23 protein-coding genes are annotated in these 19,548 nt (G+C 34.4%); 18 read left to right on the top strand and 5 right to left on the bottom strand.

All coding sequences use genetic code 11. The features are described from left to right. Positions 1 to 190: 190 nt before the first annotated feature. Complete coding sequence (locus DET63_RS19890) at positions 191 to 1,015, top strand: DUF2785 domain-containing protein (protein ID WP_113937622.1); 825 nt, start codon at positions 191 to 193, stop codon at positions 1,013 to 1,015. Between the two features lie 127 nt (positions 1,016 to 1,142). Next, positions 1,143 to 1,457, top strand: a complete 315-nt coding sequence (locus DET63_RS19885; RefSeq protein ID WP_113937621.1) for a DUF3892 domain-containing protein — start codon at positions 1,143 to 1,145, stop codon at positions 1,455 to 1,457. Positions 1,458 to 1,541: 84 nt separating this feature from the next. Here DET63_RS19885 and DET63_RS19880 read toward each other — a convergent pair whose 3' ends face one another. Together DET63_RS19880 and pdxR are read right to left on the bottom strand one after the other, a co-directional pair. Continuing rightward, positions 1,542 to 1,982 carry a YaiI/YqxD family protein gene (locus DET63_RS19880; protein WP_113937620.1) on the bottom strand — a complete coding sequence of 147 codons (441 nt, stop codon included), beginning with the start codon at positions 1,980 to 1,982 and terminating at the stop codon, positions 1,542 to 1,544. Positions 1,983 to 2,214: 232 nt separating this feature from the next. Further along, positions 2,215 to 3,657 carry a MocR-like pyridoxine biosynthesis transcription factor PdxR gene (pdxR, locus tag DET63_RS19875; protein ID WP_113937619.1) on the bottom strand — a complete coding sequence of 481 codons (1,443 nt, stop codon included), beginning with the start codon at positions 3,655 to 3,657 and terminating at the stop codon, positions 2,215 to 2,217. Positions 3,658 to 3,781: 124 nt separating this feature from the next. Here pdxR and DET63_RS19870 point away from each other — a divergent pair, with 124 nt between their 5' ends. Continuing rightward, complete coding sequence (locus tag DET63_RS19870; RefSeq protein WP_113937618.1) at positions 3,782 to 4,693, top strand: DMT family transporter; 912 nt, start codon at positions 3,782 to 3,784, stop codon at positions 4,691 to 4,693. Between the two features lie 33 nt (positions 4,694 to 4,726). Here DET63_RS19870 and DET63_RS19865 read toward each other — a convergent pair whose 3' ends face one another. Further along, positions 4,727 to 5,176, bottom strand: coding sequence for an NUDIX hydrolase (locus DET63_RS19865; RefSeq protein WP_113937617.1), 450 nt, complete (start codon positions 5,174 to 5,176; stop codon positions 4,727 to 4,729). A 96-nt stretch (positions 5,177 to 5,272) separates the two neighbouring features. Here DET63_RS19865 and DET63_RS19860 point away from each other — a divergent pair, with 96 nt between their 5' ends. The 10 genes from DET63_RS19860 (at position 5,273) to DET63_RS19815 (ending at position 13,623) form a co-directional block, all read left to right on the top strand. Then, positions 5,273 to 5,674: a DUF3980 domain-containing protein gene (locus DET63_RS19860; RefSeq protein ID WP_085311783.1), complete on the top strand. Its 402-nt coding sequence runs from the start codon at positions 5,273 to 5,275 to the stop codon at positions 5,672 to 5,674. 17 nt (positions 5,675 to 5,691) lie between these two features. After that, a complete protein-coding gene (locus DET63_RS19855; protein ID WP_113937616.1) occupies positions 5,692 to 6,162 on the top strand; it encodes a GNAT family N-acetyltransferase in 471 nt (156 codons plus the stop codon). A 47-nt stretch (positions 6,163 to 6,209) separates the two neighbouring features. Then, positions 6,210 to 7,100: an AraC family transcriptional regulator gene (locus DET63_RS19850; protein WP_113937615.1), complete on the top strand. Its 891-nt coding sequence runs from the start codon at positions 6,210 to 6,212 to the stop codon at positions 7,098 to 7,100. Positions 7,101 to 7,124: 24 nt separating this feature from the next. Next, positions 7,125 to 8,060: a serine hydrolase domain-containing protein gene (locus DET63_RS19845; protein ID WP_113937614.1), complete on the top strand. Its 936-nt coding sequence runs from the start codon at positions 7,125 to 7,127 to the stop codon at positions 8,058 to 8,060. A 126-nt stretch (positions 8,061 to 8,186) separates the two neighbouring features. Then, positions 8,187 to 8,453 (top strand): hypothetical protein, encoded by a 267-nt coding sequence (locus tag DET63_RS19840; protein ID WP_113937613.1) that lies wholly within the window; start codon positions 8,187 to 8,189, stop codon positions 8,451 to 8,453. Positions 8,454 to 8,929: 476 nt separating this feature from the next. After that, on the top strand, positions 8,930 to 9,298 hold the full coding sequence (locus tag DET63_RS19835; RefSeq protein WP_113937612.1) for a hypothetical protein: 369 nt from the start codon (positions 8,930 to 8,932) through the stop codon (positions 9,296 to 9,298). 77 nt (positions 9,299 to 9,375) lie between these two features. After that, the gene (locus DET63_RS19830; RefSeq protein WP_113937611.1) at positions 9,376 to 10,461 is read left to right on the top strand and encodes an FtsX-like permease family protein; all 1,086 of its coding nucleotides are present in this window, start codon (positions 9,376 to 9,378) and stop codon (positions 10,459 to 10,461) included. A gap of 5 nt (positions 10,462 to 10,466) precedes the next feature. Continuing rightward, positions 10,467 to 11,732, top strand: coding sequence for an ABC transporter permease (locus DET63_RS19825; protein WP_181777940.1), 1,266 nt, complete (start codon positions 10,467 to 10,469; stop codon positions 11,730 to 11,732). Continuing rightward, complete coding sequence (locus DET63_RS19820; RefSeq protein ID WP_113937610.1) at positions 11,732 to 12,403, top strand: ABC transporter ATP-binding protein; 672 nt, start codon at positions 11,732 to 11,734, stop codon at positions 12,401 to 12,403. Before DET63_RS19825 ends, DET63_RS19820 begins: the two co-directional genes overlap by 1 nt. Before the next feature lie 182 nt (positions 12,404 to 12,585). Then, positions 12,586 to 13,623 (top strand): SDR family oxidoreductase, encoded by a 1,038-nt coding sequence (locus DET63_RS19815; RefSeq protein ID WP_113937609.1) that lies wholly within the window; start codon positions 12,586 to 12,588, stop codon positions 13,621 to 13,623. Positions 13,624 to 13,682: 59 nt separating this feature from the next. On the opposite strand, the gene DET63_RS19810 is transcribed toward DET63_RS19815, so the two are convergent. Then, complete coding sequence (locus tag DET63_RS19810; protein WP_113937626.1) at positions 13,683 to 14,474, bottom strand: DUF4240 domain-containing protein; 792 nt, start codon at positions 14,472 to 14,474, stop codon at positions 13,683 to 13,685. Between the two features lie 206 nt (positions 14,475 to 14,680). Between DET63_RS19810 and DET63_RS19805 the strand changes: the two genes are divergently transcribed. Both DET63_RS19805 and DET63_RS19800 read left to right on the top strand, forming a co-directional pair. Next, positions 14,681 to 15,148 carry an NUDIX hydrolase gene (locus DET63_RS19805; RefSeq protein ID WP_088009398.1) on the top strand — a complete coding sequence of 156 codons (468 nt, stop codon included), beginning with the start codon at positions 14,681 to 14,683 and terminating at the stop codon, positions 15,146 to 15,148. A 21-nt stretch (positions 15,149 to 15,169) separates the two neighbouring features. After that, positions 15,170 to 15,814, top strand: a complete 645-nt coding sequence (locus tag DET63_RS19800) for an alpha/beta hydrolase (RefSeq protein WP_113937608.1) — start codon at positions 15,170 to 15,172, stop codon at positions 15,812 to 15,814. A 47-nt stretch (positions 15,815 to 15,861) separates the two neighbouring features. Here DET63_RS19800 and tet read toward each other — a convergent pair whose 3' ends face one another. Continuing rightward, the gene (gene tet, locus DET63_RS19795) at positions 15,862 to 17,805 is read right to left on the bottom strand and encodes a tetracycline resistance ribosomal protection protein (protein WP_113937607.1); all 1,944 of its coding nucleotides are present in this window, start codon (positions 17,803 to 17,805) and stop codon (positions 15,862 to 15,864) included. 264 nt (positions 17,806 to 18,069) lie between these two features. Between tet and DET63_RS19785 the strand changes: the two genes are divergently transcribed. The 3 genes from DET63_RS19785 to DET63_RS19775 are packed head-to-tail and all read left to right on the top strand — an operon-like array spanning position 18,070 to position 19,496. Next, the gene (locus tag DET63_RS19785) at positions 18,070 to 18,498 is read left to right on the top strand and encodes a MarR family winged helix-turn-helix transcriptional regulator (RefSeq protein ID WP_000204168.1); all 429 of its coding nucleotides are present in this window, start codon (positions 18,070 to 18,072) and stop codon (positions 18,496 to 18,498) included. An 18-nt stretch (positions 18,499 to 18,516) separates the two neighbouring features. Continuing rightward, on the top strand, positions 18,517 to 19,155 hold the full coding sequence (locus tag DET63_RS19780) for a nitroreductase family protein (protein ID WP_113937605.1): 639 nt from the start codon (positions 18,517 to 18,519) through the stop codon (positions 19,153 to 19,155). 47 nt (positions 19,156 to 19,202) lie between these two features. Beyond that, positions 19,203 to 19,496, top strand: a complete 294-nt coding sequence (locus DET63_RS19775) for a putative quinol monooxygenase (protein ID WP_002142306.1) — start codon at positions 19,203 to 19,205, stop codon at positions 19,494 to 19,496. Positions 19,497 to 19,548 lie beyond the last annotated feature (52 nt).

Raw genomic sequence — 19,548 nt, 5'->3', positions numbered from 1 at the left:
TGCGTCGATAAATTTATCAAGATGGGTAAAATAAATGCTTGATAATAGGAGGTAACGATACTGCCTCGTGTGGAGTGTTATACCCCTCGTCCCTTTGGGGCTGCGAGAACACGATGAAGCACTAACTTGTGTAAATTTGATTGAATTGTATAGATTTAGTTAAGTTTATCGTATCGGGACAGGGAATATAATGACAGAAGTACTAGAACTAAAAGAAGAATTACAACAAATTCAAAATAATAATTATGCTGTGCCAGAAGACGTAGACGCATATCCATACGCACAGTGGATGCTAGATTATATCGGATCACCTGATGCTGAATTACGTGATGATTTGATTTATAGTACGCTTCACAAATGGATTACAAATGATGTATTTAGACAAAAAGAATTACGAGGATTAATGTTACAAGCGATTAGTCCTGATTATTTATTTTATAAAATTGGTGAAAAGGGCACAGACTCTGTATTTAAACGTGCGTTCTCCGTATTAATTCCGCCGCTTATTTTATCTGTTCATGAAAGAGAACCACTGTTATCTGAAGAACAACTGTATAGTGTAGCAGAACAAGTTCTGGAATATGTATATTTAGAAGAAGATGTAAGGGGTTACGTAGAAGGAAAAGGCTGGGCACATTCTACTGCACATGCGGCAGATGCACTAGATGCTTTAGCACGTACAATACAAAATCGTGAGTTTTCATATGCAATCCTTGCTGCTGTTCGTCAAAAAGTTCGTATGAGTGACTACGTATACATACACTTTGAGGATGAGAGATTAGTAACGCCAATTATGTCGTTACGTAATCAAAATCTTTTAACTGAAGAAGAGTGGAGCAACTGGCTACATAGTATAGCAACTGTTGAAGACATCCGACATCCTCAGCAAGCTATTTTAGTACAAAATATTAGAACTTTCTTAAGAAGTTTTTATTTTAGAGTTTTAGAGACAGAGGGTAGTACAGCCTTTACAGATGATATATTGGAGACTTTGAAGGATTTGCGTAGGTATTAAAAAAGCATTTGAATTAGAATATATGATTCAAAACTTATAATAAATAAAAATACATTTTGTTAAGAGAAAAGTACATAAAACTAATACCTTCCAAACATACTAATAAAATGTGTTGGAGGTGAAATTTATGGACAAAAAAGACTTTCAAAAAGTTTATAATGATTACTTACATCAAGGAGAAGAGCAAGCTCAATTTGAAGTAGACAATGAAGTCAATTCAGGAGCAGAACAAATTGTTGCCGTTCGTAAAAATGATGATGGGGATTTAATTGCTTTTAAAACATGTAGTGGAAGAGAGTTAGATTATATTACTGCTCTTGATGAAGCGAAATCAGGGAAGTTAGCTCATGTGGACGTATTTCATAAGTATGGTAGGGATATTATACGTAGTGAACCGGATGGTATAAAGGAAAATAACTTAGATAATTTACCTTCATTTTAAACGGGTAAACCTCAAGAAGAGAATGTTCATTTGGATATTCTCTTCTTTTTTATAAAGCTTTCCCTACAAATAGAAGGTTCATTTCTAAAGTGCAATCATACTTTTAAAGAGTGCTCTAAACTTCTCTTTATCTTCAGCTGTAAATGGTTTTGGTCCCTTTGTACGCTTACCGCTTTTTCGAACCATTGCACTTAAATACCGTGTTTGTAATAGTTGTTCAATGTTTTCATTCGTATACTTATAGCCTTTATGGTGTAGAACGATACAGCCTTTTGCTAAAGCTAGTGAAGCAAGACCATAATCTTGTGTTACGATTAAATCTTCTTTTTTGGCTAACTGCATTATTCGGTAATCCGCAGCATCTGCTCCGGAATCAACATAAATTGTTTCCACACCTGTTGGCTGCTTAGCATTAGAATAATGAGAGAAGCTAGTAACGAGGGTAACAGGAATTTCGGCATTCGTAGCTTCATAAATAATCACATCTTTTACAGGACAAGCATCTGCATCAACGTAAATCTTCATTTTATCACTCCTATAAAGTGAAACTTTAATCAGTGGGGGTTTTGTTCATCCCTCACTGATTATTAGTTGAACCAATCGGGCGTTTACGGGCAGTTGATCTCCCACCTAACTTCTTTGTTCCAGCTGAATTTTGAGGTGGGAGTTTTACTGCCCGTTAATGCGGGATAAATAGGTTCGTGTTGATAATAATGGTAGATTTAGGTTTTGTCAAACGAGACTTCTTTACATAATGTTATTTCCCACAAACCAAAATAGCCTCACGCAAACGAGAAATGCCTTCTTCAATTTGATCAATATTCACTTTTCCATAAGATAAACGAATATAACCATCTTTCGCGCCGAAAATACTGCCCGGCATAAAGGCGATTTCTTGTTTTAAGCTTTGCATAATAAGCTGTTTTTCGTTTATCGGTTCGTTTAATTTTCCCCATATGTATATACCGCCAGTTGGGTTTGAAAAAGAGATTTTATCGTGAAGCTGTTCATTTAAAGCACGGACGATAATGTCTCTTTTTTCTGCTAGTTGCTTTCGTAAAGGAACTATATGCGACTGAAATGGAACTGTTTCGAAAAATTGTTGTATAAGCCACTGCGGGAATATACTCATTCCTAATTCCATTTGGTGACGCGCATCTGATAATCGCTCTACGACAGACTGCGGAGCGACAAGCCAGCCAACTCGTAACCCTGGCGCAATCATTTTAGATAAGGAATGTACATAAATGACAGTTCCATTTTCATCAATCGATTTTAAAGTAGGACAAGGTTGTTTCTTTTCTAACGTAAGTAAACTAGACGGATCATCTTCAACGATCGCAATTCGTAAGTCTGCGCAAAGTGATAACAATTTTTTTCTACGGTTTGGATGCAGCATCGTTCCCGTAGGATTTTGGAAATTTGGATTTAAAAAAATCATTTTAATACGATGTTTTCTATACAATTCCTGCACATCGTCTGGATTAATACCGTGTTCATCGACAGGTAATGGGAAAATACGAATACCTGCCGATTGGAATAATGGTAATGAGTAGCAGTGAGAAGGGCTTTCGAAAGCGACTGCGTCACCTGGATTTAATAAACATTGTACGATAAGGTGAAGTGCTTGCTGTGCACCAGATGTAATCATAATGGATTGTTCAGTCGCTTCAACTTTTAAATATTCCTTCATATATTTCACTACCGCTTGTCTTAGCGGGAGATACCCCTGGGGATGATCGTAACTTAATGACTGCGTTAACGGTTGTTCTCGCAAAATCGTTTGTAGTTGATCGTGAGGATAGAGGTTACAACCGAGCTCCCCGTTTGCAAAATCTATAATGTTGTCATTTTGTTGTACTTCCGCCCGAATATGGCGAAGTAACGGTAAGTTTGGTAAAAACGTGCCACCTTCTACGAAATTTCTCCAGTTCGGCGTTAAAGTTGGAGAAACACCCCACATATGTGTACTTACACGTGTACCTTTACCGGTCGTACTTTCTACAATTCCCATAGCACGTAGTTCATTATAAGCAGTCGTTACTGTACTTCGGTTTACATTTAACTGCGTAGCTAATTTCCGTTCGGAAGGGAGGAAGCTTCCTGGAGGAAGTTCTCCGTATGTAATACGTTTCTCAATAAAGTCAACTACTTGCTGATAAATTGGGATTTTACTGTCGTTATCTAGCTTCCATTCCATACAAACGCCTCCGCAAATCTTATATACATTAAGTATAACAAATTGGCTGGGTAAAAAAACAGCCAATTGGACGGTGTTATATCCAGCCAATTTTACTATGCTAAATAGGGAAGGGGAGATTCGGATGAAACGATGGCAAATGGAATGGCTCCTAGTATCAGTAGCATTAGTATGGGGAGCAAATTATACAATTGGAAAGTATGGCGTGGCATATATGTCATCCATTCAATTTAATAGTTTACGATTTTTAGTAGCATCACCGGTATTATTACTTATTACATTTTTAATGGAACGATCACTTCGCATTGAAAGAAAAGATTGGTTACGATTAGTAGCAGTCGGTATCGTTGGAACGACAATGTATCAAACGATGTTTATGCTATCTGTGAAATATACTTCAGCAACGAACGCCTCATTATTAATTGCGATGTCACCTATTTTTACAGGAATATTAGCAGTATTGCACAAACAAGAACGTTTTTCTATGAAAGTACAAATGGGTTCAATAGTAGCATTTATTGGTGCAGCATTCGTTTTATTAACAGGACATACAGGAGGAGCTACATACGAGTATGCATGGCTCGGCAATATAATTGGATTAGTCGCAGCAATTGCGTGGGGATGGTATCCCATTTTAGCGCAACCACTTATCACAAAATACTCCGCAATGAGAGTCACATCATGGTCTACTTTAATTGGAATTGTACCTCTCGTTATATACTGTTTATTCAACGTAAATACATTAACGTGGCCAGTAGATATGCCAAGCTGGGGATCACTAGCATATTCAATCGTCTTTGCGACAATCTTCGGACTTGCAATGTGGTATGTCGGTATTAGTAAAATCGGTTCAACGAAAGTAATGGTTTATATGTATCTCGTACCATTGTTCGCAGTTATCTTTGCAGCTGTAACAATTGGAGAGCAAATCAATATGATGCAACTCGTTGGCGGTCTTATAATCTTCATCGGCTTATATGTTGTAAAAAAAGGCGGAATCAAAAAGCCAGCTCTCAATTTGAAAAAAGTAAGTTAGTAGTAAAAATGATCTCTTTCATATAGAAGGAGATCATTTTTTATTTCGTAATAAAAGCGCTTGTTTAACAGCCCATTTTTGATGATCGTGAAGTAAATGTTCTATAGCAAGTGATGGAGACAGCCATTGTAAAATATGGTCTTCTTCATGAACTTCAACTTCATGTATCTTTTGTGCGATGTAAAAGAACCCGTCGTTTAAATAATATGTATCCTCTTTTTCGGCATAAAAATATCGTGCTGCATTACCGATATAACGATCAATTTCAATCGCCCAACCTAATTCCTCTAGTAATTCTCGCTGTAAACATGCTTCTTTCGTTTCCGTACCTTCCATACCGCCACCAGGTAAAAAGTAATGTTCTCCTTTTTCGATGATAGCTATTTTTGAGCAAGCATTATTAAAAATAACCGCATAGCAACTTGGCCGTAATACATACTGAACAGTAGGTTCTTTATAACCAAATGTAAGTTTTGAAATCATAAAACACGACCTTTCTCTATAAAATACATAAAAGGAATATTAAGACAAATATAGAATTATATAAGTATAATCTTATAGGAGTGGAGTGATAACAACATGATAAATCGAAAATGTTCAAGGTGTAAAGAAATAACAGGTACAATACATGGTGGTAAAAAAATAAATGAAGAATTTTTGTGTGAAGATTGTCTACAAAAAGGAATTGCGAGCGGGGAAATCGAATTATCACAAGTGGAAGAAGAACAAACTTCGTATCTTTCTATAAAAATATTAAAAATAATGAGTGTTATTTATTTAATAGTATCTATTATAACTGCTTTTTCTGCTGGAGCACTTATACAGGATCCAGGGCTTGGTGGAATATCATTTTCAATAACAGGTGCAGTTGGTGTTATGATAATTGGATCGATATTCCAGTCTGTTCTTGTATTTTCAGGTATTTGGGTATTCATTCTGTTAGTCGAAACGGTTATTAAAATATATGAAAAAATGAAGTGAGTGAGAGGGAGAAATACATGCGAGTAAGAAATATTCAAGGGGAAGATTATGTAAATATTCATTCTGTATTAAATGATTGGTGGGACGGAAGAGATATGGCTAGTATGTTGCCGAAGTTGTTTTTCGTCCATTTTCAAGAAACGAGTTTTATCATTGAAGAAGATGGAGAAACGTTAGGTTTCTTATGTGGATTTTTTTCACAAACGCATAAAGATGAAGCGTACGTTCATTTTATCGGTGTAAATCCGAAGTTTAGACGAAAAGGAATCGCATCGACGTTATATTCTTATTTCTTCGATAGCGCTCGTGCAAATAACCGTAAAGTTGTAAAAGCGATAACGTCACCAGTTAATAAAAAGTCAATTGAATTTCATCAAGAAATCGGATTTCAAATTGAAGCTGGGGATGATGAAATAGAAGGTGTATCCGTACATACAAATTATGATGGGAACGGCGGGAGTAGAGTTTTATTTTTAAAAAATGTGTAAAGTAGGCTGACGTAAAGTTAGCCTTTTTGTTGTGAGGAGGGATAAATATGGAGAGTTCTCAAAGTAGAAACGAGTATTTACGACGTGTTTATAAAGTGCAAGACTATATAGAATCACATATAAATGATTCACTTTCAATTGAAGATTTAGCTAATGTGGCAGGCTTTTCAAAATTTCATTTTCATAGAATTTTTAAAGGGATGATGGATGAGCCGTTATCTCGGTATGTGAATCGTTTGAAATTAGAGAGGGCAACACACCTTCTTACTTATCGTACAGATATGACGATTACAGACATTGCGTATTACTTCGGGTTCACAGATTCAGCAGTTTTCTCCCGGACATTTAAAAGTTATTACGGAGTAAGTCCGTCTCACTATAGAAATCACAATAGCAAGAATTGCAAAGACGTTAGCGAAGATTCTCAATACAATGAGTGTAAGAAGGTTCGAGGAGAGGTCGAAATTGTAACAGCGGACAACGTAAACGTCGCATACATAAGACATGTAGGTACATATAAAGATTTAGCTATAGATTTTCCAGAAATGATAGAAAAACTATTTCATTACGCATCGAAGCAGAAATATCATGTATTCGAGGATACGAAGGTATTAACAATTTACCACGATCATCATGAGTTTACAGAAGACTATCATTTAAGAACAAGTCTATGTGTAACAATTCCAGATGAGTCCGCAGTAGAAACGAGCGACATTGGAATAATGGTAATACCTTCAGGCAAGTATGCGGTAGGTCATTTTGAAATATTCCAAGATGAATATAAAGGAGCATGGGATTTCTTATACGGTGAGTGGCTTCCAAATAGCGGATATAAACCGAGAGATTCGTATCCTTTTGAAATGTATAAAAATGACCCAAAGCAGCACCCAGAAAATAAACATATAGTCGATATATATGTACCTATCGAACCTTTTTAATCATGGGTTAAAGGGGAATGAATAATGAAAACTGCTGAAAAGTTAGATCTGATTATAAAAGAAGAATACAAAAATATTAATGGTATGTTAGTAGTGCAGAGAGGTAATGTTGTTTTTGAAAATTATTATAATGGTTACAGTCCAGATAATGCGTTTCATGTAGCGTCAGTCACAAAAACGATAATCTCTGCGTTAGTTGGGATATGTGTAGATAAAGGGTATATAAAAAACGTTGATCAAAAAGTAATGGACTTCTTTCCTGAATATAATATTAAAACATCTGAAATAACAGTACGACACCTTCTTACAATGACAGCGCCATATCCTTATGTGGACTGGCAGGAATCGTTAGAAGAACTATGTACACAAGAGGATTGGGTGCAGTATACGCTAAATAGAATCGGACAAGGCGGAGAAATCGGATCTTTTAAATATTCATCTGCAGGGGCTCATTTATTATCAGCAATTATTACGAGTGTAACAGGGAAAAGTGCCCGTGAATTTGCGAACGAACACTTATTTCAGCTTATTGGTATGAGAGAAATTCCAAACTACAATATGAAAGCATTTGGATTCGATGACTTATTCGGAAAAGATGTAAAAGGATGGGTGCACGATCCAAATGGTATTTCGACAGGTGGATGGGGACTTACGTTAACAGCTAGAGATATGACTAAGTTTGGACAATTGTATTTGAATGAAGGTACGTATGATGGAAAACAAATTCTTTCAAAATCGTGGGTACAAGAATCAACAGCGATGAATTTAAATCAATATGGTTACTTATGGTGGTTACGAGAAGAAGATGGTGTCTATTCATACTGTGCAATGGGCGATGGTGGAAATGTGATTTGTTGTGTACCGGAGAAGGAACTGGTGGTGGTGATTGCATCTGAAATTGTACCGGAAGTCAAGGATAGATGGGAGCTAATTTATTCTTTATTGTATACAGCTAAATAATTGAATTTAGCAAAAAAGATGGTATGAATTGGAATTTCATACCGTCTTTTTTGCTATTATGTATAAGTAAGAGATAGAAAGAGATTTTTCTAGATGGATTAAAGATGTTGTGTGAAAGGTGAGGGTATGGTGACCAAATCTAATATTGTAGAAATTATTTCAGCTTTAGTATCTATTTTCGGTGTGTATATTCTTATAAATGCACCAGAAATGGGGAGTAAGGCAGCTAGTAGATCTGTTACAGAGCAGGGCGGTCATATGGATACAAGTACATATTTAGCTATATTACAGGGGTATGGAAATTCTTATACCATTCTAGGTGCGATTTGTTTATTTATGGGAGTGCTCAGTTTAATTTTGGTGATTTCAATTCAAGTATATAAAAGTAAATAGAGGTTAAAAAAGAAATGCTCCTGTCAATTTGATAGGAGCATTGTTTGTATGAATATGAATGATTTAGATTTATAGATTAATGAGTGGACATGAGCAACTAAGATTTAATATTAATCAGGTCTAAATCTATGAAAATGTTGAAAAGTAAACATTCTGTATAACTACAGAAGGCTTGTTTAAAACAGGGTATATTATTGGGATATTAATGATCAGCAAGTTGCTCATCTGAATGTACAGAGAGAAATAAAGCAGGATTAGGAAAAATCTTAGTGTATGAAAATCAACAGTCAATTTTAAAAATAGCGTAACTTAGATTTTATGTCATTTTATTATAAAAAATGTAAATATTGTGTAAAAAATGTAAAATTAAAGAATGTTCTCACTGCACTGTTGTTTTTTTTTGATATAGTGAGGTCACGGCCTAAGAATACTTAAATATTTAAGTGAATATTTTAAACAAGGGGGATTAGGGATATATGAAAAGCCTAATTAAAAAGACATTAGCTACTCTAGGTATTACAGCTTGTGCAGTAGGTACGGTTTCTTCAGTTTCATTTGCCTCAATTAGCTGGGATTCAAGTGCAGCATGGGTGGGTTCCGGAGCTAAAGCTTCTGCATCTGCTTATACGGCGAAAACAAATGAACCTCATTATTACAAGATGACTGTAAGTGCTCGTTTTAATGATGGATCCTCAGGTTTTAGGCAATTGCCTAATGCTTCAAGTTCTGATCGTGTAAGTGTCAATTTTACATCAAACGGACCAGTAAGCAGTGGTAACTCATCCCATGAATGGGTAATGGTTGGCGATAGTGCGTATACATCAAAGGTCATGACAATTAAGTAAGAACTATACAAATAATAATAAAAACCGTGAAAAAAGGATTTATACCTCTTTCACGGTTTTTAAAATCCGGAGGATATATGAATTTAGTATTAAAAGAAATAGCGGTGAACAAAAAAATATTCAGTATGTTATTTATTGGATTTGTATTAACGATATTGCCGATACTTATAGCTATATCAACTCGAGAGTATTATGATGAGAAATTTTATGATAGTAAAAATGGTTATTTTAATTATTACTACTCCATTGAGCTAACTGGTATGGGAGAAATAAATTTAAAAAAATTTCAAGAGTTAGCAGAATCTGATTTTATAAACTCTAGCGTTATTACAAATGATATTCGTACTACTATTCCAGATATCGGTCAAGTGACTATCGTTGGCCTTATTAATATGAACTGGTCCCCGCCTTTGCTCAAAGGTTCTCACATGAAACAAGGTGAAAAGAATAATGTAATTGTAGGAAAGAAAATTTATAAAGATTCTGCAACAATAAAATTATTTAATAAGGAATATACAGTTAAAGGTGTGAGTGGAGCAAATACTGGATATGAATATAATTATAAAATTTACGTCTCTCTAAATGATATGCCAGATGAGGTGAAACAAAGTATACAAAATGAAAACACATTTCAAATGATAGTTAGGTCTAACAAAGATCCTAAAAGAGAGATAGACACATTCATTCAGCATGTTAAGCAGAATAGAACAGATACATATGCTAAAGTGATAAATGAAAAAGAGAATTATGAGAAAGAAAAAAACTCAAGTCAAGCAGTGGAAGAATTACTAAATTTCCCATATAGACTTCTCATCATAGCTTTAATTAATTGCATAATTGTAAGTTATTTTTGGATTTATACGAAGAGAAAGAGTCTATCTCTAAGGAAAGCTTTAGGAGCAAGTAGCTCGAATCTTTTTGTATTTATATTTAGTCAACTATTCATATGTGCAATCACAGCAGCGGCTTGTGCAATAGGTATACAATGGATTTTAAGCACTTTGAGTAAAAGTATTATAGAATATACAAGTTATAATATTAGTTTAGGTATTTTTCATATTGTAATGAGTGTATTTGTCTCTCTTTTAATATCTTTCATTACCTCTTTAATACCATTCGTCTATGTGTTAAAAAGTGAACCTGCTAAAGCATTGAAGGAGTAAAAAATATGATGAGAATAAAAAGCGCTGTAATAGCTTTAAAAAAGAGATTTCTATTTTCACTGCTTCTACTAATACAATTTACGCTTGGATTATCAACTATAACGAGTTCTATTAATGTATTTTATAATTTATACTATCTCAATGACAATTCAAGTTCAGTGTTAGATTTGGACAACACATACTTAATTTCTTTTGATATGAATACAGATAGGTTAAGAAGCGATCAATTTAATAAAGAGCAAATTCAAGAGATTTATAATAAAATTCAACAAAATAAAGATGTGATTTCGTATGGAACATACGAAGAGAGGATAATAGAATTAGAATCAAGTAATAGATTACTTAAAAATAGTATGCTTGGTGATTTGAAAAATAAAACATTTCACGATGAAAGACCCACTATTAATACAATCATAGTAGATGAAAACTACTATAGATTACTCAATGTGTCTTTAAAAACTGGAAAGGGTTTTTTACACCAAGATTTCCTAAAAAAAGGTGAAGAGAGAATGAATGTTTTAGCTGGTTCTTACTTTAAGGAATATTTTCAAGTGGGGGATACAATTAATGATCGATATACGATTATTGGTTTTTTACCAGAAAATAAATTCATTGTAAATAATAATTCCACGAATACATATTTGAAGTTGGATAAAGCAATGATATTGCCTATGCCATCGGAAAGGTATGAAGAACATGAATCAATGTTTTTAAGGTTACATCAAAGCACCGTATTAACTCTACGAAAAGGTGCAGATATAAAGAAATTACAAGAGACAATTCAACTTAAAGGAAACGACGTTACGTTATATCTAAAAAATTTAGGGGAAGAAATAAATAAAGATGTTACTGTTAATAGCTATTCTGAAATCCCACAACTTATAGTAGGAATTCTATTTATTTTATTTTCAATAGCGGGAATTGTTGTAACCACCATAATCTCAATTATGATGAGGAAAAGGGAATTTGGTATAAAATTGGTTCTTGGAGACAGTAAAATTGGAATTTTTATTCAAATTGTTTTAGAAAACACTTTTGTTGGAATAGCTGGCATGGGGATGTCGCTAGCATACTTTTTATTTAGATATGGGGCTCTTCTACAAACAGCAAAAGACTTAAATGTGGCGTCTGTATTAGACTTTAAATTAAATCTGCCTATATTATTTTTAGTATTTCTATTCTTACTACTAATTATTATTGTTTCAAATTTCATTGTCTTCTTGTTTATTAGAAACCTTGAACCTAAAACATTAATAGGAGGGATGGAATAATGAGTTTAATTGAGCTAAAAGATATTAAAAAGGTGTATAGTAACAAAAATCACAAAACGTTCGCTTTAAACGGTATAAACTTAACGATAAAAAAGGGCGAAATTATAGCGGTAATGGGTCGATCAGGTTCAGGAAAAAGTACACTATTAAATGTTATAGGGTTAATTGATATGCCGAATGATGGGGAATATACTTTAAATGGAAAAACATTAAGTGAAATTAGAGCAAATAAAGTTCATAAAACAAGAAATGAAATGATTGGATTTATTTTTCAATATTTTGCGTTGTTAAAAGAACATAGTGTACTGGATAATGTAGCACTACCACTAACGTATAGAAAGCTAAAGAAACGTGAAAGAGAAAATAAGGCGAAGTTCTATTTAGAAAAAGTAGGTTTAAAAGAACATATGCATAAAACACCAGACGAGTTATCAGGTGGACAACAGCAGCGGGTAGCTATCGCAAGAGCGTTAGTGGGCGAACCAGAAATAATTTTGGCTGATGAACCGACTGGGAATTTAGATAGGAAGACCGGAGAAGAAATTATGAATCTGCTATTACAACTTAATGAAGAAGGAAGAACGATTATTATTGTAACGCATGATATTGAAGTAGCGAATCAGTGTAATAGAATAATTGAGTTAGTTGATGGGGAAGTTGTGCGGAGTTAAAGAATGAGAGTTAATAATTATTTATTATTTAAGAAACCATGCTGATTAACTTTTCAAAATGGTTTCTTTTTATTTTATAGAATTAAAATTGTAGTAAAAAGCTACATCCCACCCGTAACTTTTCAGAGCAAAAAATCGTTTAACAAAAGAAAGGATTTTCAATCACGAATGGGGGGAGAAACATGAAGATTTTAATTCTAGGTGGTACACGTTTTTTAGGAAGAGCTTTCGTAGAAGAAGCTTTAAAAAGAGGACATGAAGTTACATTATTTAATCGCGGAACGAATAAAGAAGTTTTTCCTGAAGTAGAGCAGTTAATCGGTGACAGAAATGATGATGTTTCAAGTTTAGAAAATCGAAAATGGGATTTGGTCATAGATACGTGTGGATTTTCTCCTCATCACATTAGGAATGTAGGAGAAGTACTTAAAGATAATATAAAGCATTATACATTCATCTCAAGCCTTTCCGTATATAAAGATTGGATTCCGTATCACATAAAAGAAGATTATAAATTACTACCTGAACCACCAAGTGATAAGGTAAAAGCTGTAGAGAATGGTGAAATATCTCCTTATGAGTATTACGGTGCGCTTAAAGTATTATGTGAAAAAGAAGCAGAGAATTATTGGCCGGGGCGTGTTTTACATGTAAGAGCAGGACTTCTTTCAGGGATGTTTGATTATACAGATCGGCTTCCATACTGGATTGGGCGTGTAGTAAAGGGAGGAGAAGTGCTAGTTCCAGGAAGAAAAGACCGTCCAGTGCAGATAGTTGATATAAAAGACGTGGCAAACTGGGGACTAAACATGGCAGAAACCAATAAAGCAGGTACATTCAATGTTACAGGTCCAAATTATGAATTGACGATGGAAGAGCTATTAAATACGTGTAAAAAGGGTACGAATAGTGATGCTGAATTCGTTTGGGTTGATGAATCGTTTATGAATGAGAATAAAGTACAGCCATGGACGGAAATGCCATTATGGCTTCCCGAAGCTTTTTCATTAGAAGGTGAAACAGATCCGTGGAAAGGTGGATTCTCTATTAATATAGAGAGCGCAGTTAAAGAGGGTCTTACTTTTAGAAGTTTAGAAGATACTGTTACAGACGTGTATGAGTGGATGAAAGAAACGAAACATAGGGAATTAAAGGCAGGTATTTCAATTGAAAGAGAAAAGGAGCTGTTAGATAAGTGGAATGAAACAAAGAGAGTGTAAATAAGGATTCTATGAAAACAGGACTCTGTCTATTGGTTAAACAGAGTCCTAATATTTATCTACCATTCAATTGGTTCTTCCCCATATATTTCCCATAACTTAGGAAACATCTTTTTCAAACCGTCTTCGTCATCTTCATTCCAGTCAAACTCGATATCTATATCGTCGAATTTTTCATTAGATAAGACATGATAAAGTGTAAAGTAAGTATCCTCTTCATCTCCAGTTTTTTCTACATATACAGTGTAACCGAAATATAAAGAAAGTTCTTCAATTTCAGGAACATCATCCTCACTCAAATTTTCTAACACAGAAATTAATCGTTCTGGATCTTCAATACACGCTTCATAAACTTCTTTTCCTTGGAACAATAACCATCCGCGGAAGTAATCAAAAGAATCATCCGAGCAACCGCCTAAAATAATATAGGCAGCTGCCCATAAACGAGACGTATAGGAAGATTTTAATATGCGATGCATATGCGTATCAAAAGCTACAATTTCGTGTACTGTACGCTTAGCGAGATGAGAAGTAAGCCATTCTATTTGTTCTTCTTGATCTTCGCCTTTCGTTTTTGCACGAGCGAGCAGTTCCCAAAATTCTTCTTCTGTCATCGTTTTTTCTTTTATGTAATCTTCCCCAAGGCACGGGTCTGTATATCCCTTTTTTCGTTTGGAAGCGATTAGTTTGTTAGCTTCTTTTATACATTCTTCTTCTGTTTCAAACTCTTTCGCTTTCACACTACCAGCTGTGCCAATTTTTCCGTAAAACACAACGTAGTCTCTATCTTTCACAACGATTTTCCAAAACTTATTTGATTTCTCAGTTTGCTGGATTAATAACGTTTCTATTCGTACCCCCATATTGCTTTTCTAGTATGCATTGTGATTGTAACATATGTATAAATACCTGTAATGACGAAAAGGTAAGTGTAGTTTTCGGAAAGTTCGAAAATCATTGAATGCAATAGAAAAATTTAGTAATCTTATTTGTACAGCACATACATAATAGTTTTGTAATGATTTGATATTTAAATAATATATAGGGGGCATTCAGGATGGATCTTACGTTTAAAGTAGAAGAAACATGTTTTAATTACCGAGTCGGAGCAATTTGTAAATATGATAATAAAATACTTATCCTTCAAGATGAAGGTGAAGAGTATTGGTACGTACCAGGCGGAAGAGTGAAAATGCTAGAAAATAGTGAAGATGCGTTAAAACGAGAGCTTGCAGAAGAACTAGGCGTACCTATTGAAGTGAAGAGATTAATATGGTCAGTAGAAAACTTCTTTACACTTTCTGAGCGAAAGTTTCATGAGATTAGTTTTTATTATGAAGTAGAATTGCATGAATTACCTGCAAATGGGGCGGATCAATATATTCTTGAAGAAGAAGGTAGAAAATATTTATTTAAGTGGGTGCCGGTAGAAGAGTTAGATGCATATAACTTACAGCCAGCGTTTATAAAAGATAAAGTAAAGGATGTATCAGTTCATACAGAACATATCGTGTTACAAAAGTAAGCGTGCTTGGAGGGGAAAACGGTGAAGGGGACTAAAAAAGAGATACATATAGATGATAAAGTCATTCGTTACACACATATCGAAAAAGGTTCTAATACAATTTGTTTTATGTTCTCAGGTTCAGGCTACAATTATGACAAGCCGTTATTTTATTATGCAACGATGCTTATGCTTGAAAATAAAATAGATGTAGTTCATATTCATTATTCCTATGATGGACAGTTAATGGAAAAACCAATGGAAGAAGTAACGAAAGTAATGATGGATGATATTAATCCTATCATTAATGAAGTGCTAAGAAATGGACAATACAACGATTCGATGTTTTTAGGAAAATCACTCGGAACAATCCCGATTGCGAATGATTTAATGAAGAGAGAAGAATACTTACAGTCAAACATGATATTACTTACACCTTTATTGACGTTTGATTCGATTTTTGATTCGATCTTACATAGTCATCACGACGGGCTTTTAGTAATTGGAGATAAAGATCATCAATATAATGCAAATCAAATAAATCAGTTACATAAAACGAATTTACAGATTGAAGTTGTCAAAAACGCTAACCATTCTGTAAATGTTGGAGAATTTGAAACCGAGAATTCGATCGAAGCGATAGCAAAAATAATAGAAAAACTTAAAGAAGTTGTTAGGAAAAACTAACCTATCAATACATGCAAAAAGAGGTGCGAATGGCACCTCTTTTTTATTTAATAAGCCTTCAAAACATGAAGCAAATAATCTTTCCGATTTAGCGGATTAAAGTCAACACGTTTTCGAGTAGGGAAGGGAGCTGTAAGCTTTGTGAAACCAGTTGGCTTTGTTATAAAGATACCTTCTCCTTCAGTAAATGAATGGAGCAGTCGTTTGAAATTTTCTGTTTTTGCAACAGGTAATGATCCTGTTAAATGGTAAGAGTCATTATAGAATATAGGCTCTGCAAAAGTTGCTGGGATGGCAGCTAGTTTATACATTGTGGTACTAATTGCGTGCTCTGGTACAGTTAATTCAAATTCGTTTAATGGCTCATATACACATGTTTCAGCCCGTTTCAAAGCATCCATTAATACGAGCGGTGTTAAGTTTCTAAAGTCACTCGCTGTTGTAACAGGGCTAGCATAACCAGTATGTGTTAACGTGACGATAATGTCAGTAACTTCCCATCCAAATAAACCTTGTTTTAACGTTTGAAATACTGTATCTTCAATCGCTTTATGAAATGCTAAAGGTAGTGATCCAAGTTCAACGTCTAAGTTATACGTTATGCCAGAGTTAAGTTCACCCCGTTCAACTTTGAAGCCGATTGTTGCGTAAAAAGGATTTTCTTTTTCACCCATTACTTCAACGCTATTCCCTAAGTCAATTGGTTTTTCAATACATACAACTCGCGTGTTTGAAAAGGTAACTTGTAGACGGTATTTTTCATAAAGTGTTGTTTCAATAACTTCTTTTTGCACTTCACCGAAAAGGCGAATGTATAGTTCATTGTGAACATTGTCTTTCCACACTTTAATGAGCGGATCTTCTTCGCATAGCTCCATAAGTGCAGCGTATAGATCATGAATTCGCTCTTTAGGTACTGCTTCAATAGCAGCTTCCATTTGTGGTTCGGCAAAGTGAATATCTTTTATATAATCCGTCCGTTCACCGATAATATCACCAATTTTAATATTCGTAAGTCCCCATACTTTGCAAAACTCTCCGCTTTGAACAGTAGAAGATTGAACGGCATCTCCATTATGAAACATGCACATTTTTTTAATCTTTTCCTTATGTGGTAGAGACTCTCCACGCTGTATATCAACATATTTTCTAACGTGTAAACTACCTGAAAAAACTCTTACGTAAGCAATCTTTTCGCCAGAAGATTCACGTTCAATTTTAAAAACAACACCGGATAATGTTTCATCTTGTGCCGATTTAGTAGCTGGAATTAAGGATGAAATATTTTTAAGTAATTCAGTTACTCCTATACCTGTCATTGCTGAACCGAAAAAGATTGGGTACACATTTGCTTGCTGTATTTGCTTTTCGAGTTCTTTTCTTAATAGTGCATCCGGTATTATTTCGTTATTTACATATGACTCAAGCAATGATTCGTTAAATGGTGCTAATCGTTCAATACAATCGTCATAGGATTTATATTCAATAATCCGTACTTCCTTTGTACCTTCGTTTTCTACAGAGTAGAAGGGGCATGCTTCATTTGAAAGAAGCTCTTTTATTTGTTTCACAACTTTTTCAGTATTTGCGCCACTACGGTCTATTTTATTAACAAATAATATAGTAGGTATGTTTAATTTCTGTAATATCCGCATTAAAATCTTCGTTTGTGCTTGCACACCTTCAACGGCAGATATAACTAAAATGGCACCGTCTAAAACACGGAATGATCGCTCCACTTCAGCGATAAAATCAGCATGTCCAGGTGTATCAATGACATTTACTTTTAAATCATCAATAAAGAAAGAAACGACAGATGCTTTAATCGTAATTCCGCGTTGTCTTTCTAATTCCATTGAGTCAGTTTGCGTATTGCCACTATCTACTCGGCCAACTTCTTTAATCACATTCGTTTCATAAAGAATACGCTCAGTCAAACTCGTCTTGCCAGCATCTACGTGCGCGACAATCCCTATATTTATTGTTGTCATATATAAATATCCTCATTTCATTTTCCATTTTTAATTCCTCATTTTTATTTGTGTATTGCCGCATTACAATCACTCTCCAGTCATTTAAATTATTACTATTATAATGTAATTTACATTTTTTGTAACGCTACAAAACGCCTTAATTTGGAAAAAATAAAAAGAAAACAAAATGCTTGCATTCTAAATCGATATAGATTATATTAATTGACATATCAACTATTGATACATCAAACATTTTTGATTTGGATGTAAAGGAGGGGTAATTTGACAAGTTCATGCTCAAAAGAAGCAATAATTTTATATAAATTACACTTCCTCAATAAAGAAGTAAGTTCGAAGTTTGAAGGGTGTACGGGTATGAGTCAATCTAGACTAGAGCTTATACTTCAGTTATATGAAGTAGATGAAATTAGTCAAAAAGCACTTCAGCAAGAAGTGAATATTGATAATGCCGCGATTACGAGGCATTTAAAACAGCTGGAAGCAAATGGAATGATTACAAGACGTAAAAATCCAGATGATAACAGAATTACGTTAGTTTCTCTTACAGAAGAGGGACGAAATAAAATTCAAGTGTATCAAGAGGAAAAAGAGCGTTTCGCAACATCTGCATTTAAAGGATTAAGTGAAGAAGAACGCGATAATCTTTTAACAATGCTAGACCGCATTCAAGAAAACATAAAAGAATTATAAAAAAGGGAGAATACAACTATGACTAATTCAGTAAAAACAAATGATTTTAACGAAATTTTAACAGGACGTCGTTCAATTCGTAAGTACGATCCTTCAGTGAAAATTAGCAAAGAAGAAATGACAGAAATTCTTACAGAGGCAACACTTGCACCATCTTCAGTAAACATGCAACCATGGAGATTCTTAGTTATTGAAAGTGACGAAGCAAAAGCAACACTGGCGCCACTTGCGAAATTTAATCAATCTCAAGTAGAAACATCTTCAGCAATGATCGCTGTATTTGGTGATTTAAATAACTTTGATAATGCAGAAGAAATTTACGGTACAGCAGTTGAGCGCGGACTTATGCCAGCTGAAGTAAAAGAAGACCAAATGAAAAAACTTTCAGGTTACTTCTCAATGGTTACACCAGAAGTAATGAAAGATACTGTACTAATTGACGGTGGTCTTGTAGCAATGCAATTTATGTTAGCAGCACGTGCTCACGGCTATGATACTTGCCCAATTGGTGGATTTGAAAAAGACCAAATCGCAGAAGCTTTCGGATTAGACAAAGAGCGTCACGTACCAGTTATGTTAATTTCAATCGGAAAAGCTGCTGACAGTGGTTATCCATCAGTACGTCTTCCAGTTGAAAAAGTTGCTGAGTGGAAGTAATTTTATAAAAAAAACAGAAATAAGTGAGATATGAGAGGGGAAACACCATGATTATTATTCACGCAATATTTCAAGTAGATCCAGCAAAACAACAATCGTTTTTAGAAGAAATTCAGCCATTACTTCATGGTTCAAGAGAAGAAAGTGGAAATGTATCTTACGATTTATATAAAGATACTGAAAAAGAAAGTGTTTATACGATGGTAGAAGTATGGAAAGATGAAGCAGCAGTTGCGAGTCATAATACGAGTGAACACTTCACATCTTTCGTTAGTAAAGCATCACAGTTTTTAAATGCTCCGCTTGATATAAAAGCTTATAATGGAACGTTAGTAAAATAATATGGTTATAGAAGATGACTTTGGCGTATGCTGAGGTCATCTTTTTTATTTT

Source organism: Bacillus sp. DB-2 (genome assembly GCF_003315125.1).
GTDB lineage: Bacteria > Bacillota > Bacilli > Bacillales > Bacillaceae_G > Bacillus_A > Bacillus_A mycoides.
Note: the sequence above shows the minus strand (reverse complement) of the source record. Positions and strands in the feature narration are given on the sequence as shown.

Coding starts and splice junctions, on each gene's coding strand:
- DET63_RS19890 (WP_113937622.1), top strand. CDS start 191: ATGACAGAAGTACTAGAACTAAAAGAAGAATTACAACAAATTCAAAAT.
- DET63_RS19885 (WP_113937621.1), top strand. CDS start 1,143: ATGGACAAAAAAGACTTTCAAAAAGTTTATAATGATTACTTACATCAA.
- DET63_RS19880 (WP_113937620.1), bottom strand. CDS start 1,982: ATGAAGATTTACGTTGATGCAGATGCTTGTCCTGTAAAAGATGTGATT.
- pdxR (WP_113937619.1), bottom strand. CDS start 3,657: ATGGAATGGAAGCTAGATAACGACAGTAAAATCCCAATTTATCAGCAA.
- DET63_RS19870 (WP_113937618.1), top strand. CDS start 3,782: ATGAAACGATGGCAAATGGAATGGCTCCTAGTATCAGTAGCATTAGTA.
- DET63_RS19865 (WP_113937617.1), bottom strand. CDS start 5,176: ATGATTTCAAAACTTACATTTGGTTATAAAGAACCTACTGTTCAGTAT.
- DET63_RS19860 (WP_085311783.1), top strand. CDS start 5,273: ATGATAAATCGAAAATGTTCAAGGTGTAAAGAAATAACAGGTACAATA.
- DET63_RS19855 (WP_113937616.1), top strand. CDS start 5,692: ATGCGAGTAAGAAATATTCAAGGGGAAGATTATGTAAATATTCATTCT.
- DET63_RS19850 (WP_113937615.1), top strand. CDS start 6,210: ATGGAGAGTTCTCAAAGTAGAAACGAGTATTTACGACGTGTTTATAAA.
- DET63_RS19845 (WP_113937614.1), top strand. CDS start 7,125: ATGAAAACTGCTGAAAAGTTAGATCTGATTATAAAAGAAGAATACAAA.
- DET63_RS19840 (WP_113937613.1), top strand. CDS start 8,187: ATGGTGACCAAATCTAATATTGTAGAAATTATTTCAGCTTTAGTATCT.
- DET63_RS19835 (WP_113937612.1), top strand. CDS start 8,930: ATGAAAAGCCTAATTAAAAAGACATTAGCTACTCTAGGTATTACAGCT.
- DET63_RS19830 (WP_113937611.1), top strand. CDS start 9,376: ATGAATTTAGTATTAAAAGAAATAGCGGTGAACAAAAAAATATTCAGT.
- DET63_RS19825 (WP_181777940.1), top strand. CDS start 10,467: ATGATGAGAATAAAAAGCGCTGTAATAGCTTTAAAAAAGAGATTTCTA.
- DET63_RS19820 (WP_113937610.1), top strand. CDS start 11,732: ATGAGTTTAATTGAGCTAAAAGATATTAAAAAGGTGTATAGTAACAAA.
- DET63_RS19815 (WP_113937609.1), top strand. CDS start 12,586: ATGAAGATTTTAATTCTAGGTGGTACACGTTTTTTAGGAAGAGCTTTC.
- DET63_RS19805 (WP_088009398.1), top strand. CDS start 14,681: ATGGATCTTACGTTTAAAGTAGAAGAAACATGTTTTAATTACCGAGTC.
- tet (WP_113937607.1), bottom strand. CDS start 17,805: ATGACAACAATAAATATAGGGATTGTCGCGCACGTAGATGCTGGCAAG.
- DET63_RS19780 (WP_113937605.1), top strand. CDS start 18,517: ATGACTAATTCAGTAAAAACAAATGATTTTAACGAAATTTTAACAGGA.
- DET63_RS19775 (WP_002142306.1), top strand. CDS start 19,203: ATGATTATTATTCACGCAATATTTCAAGTAGATCCAGCAAAACAACAA.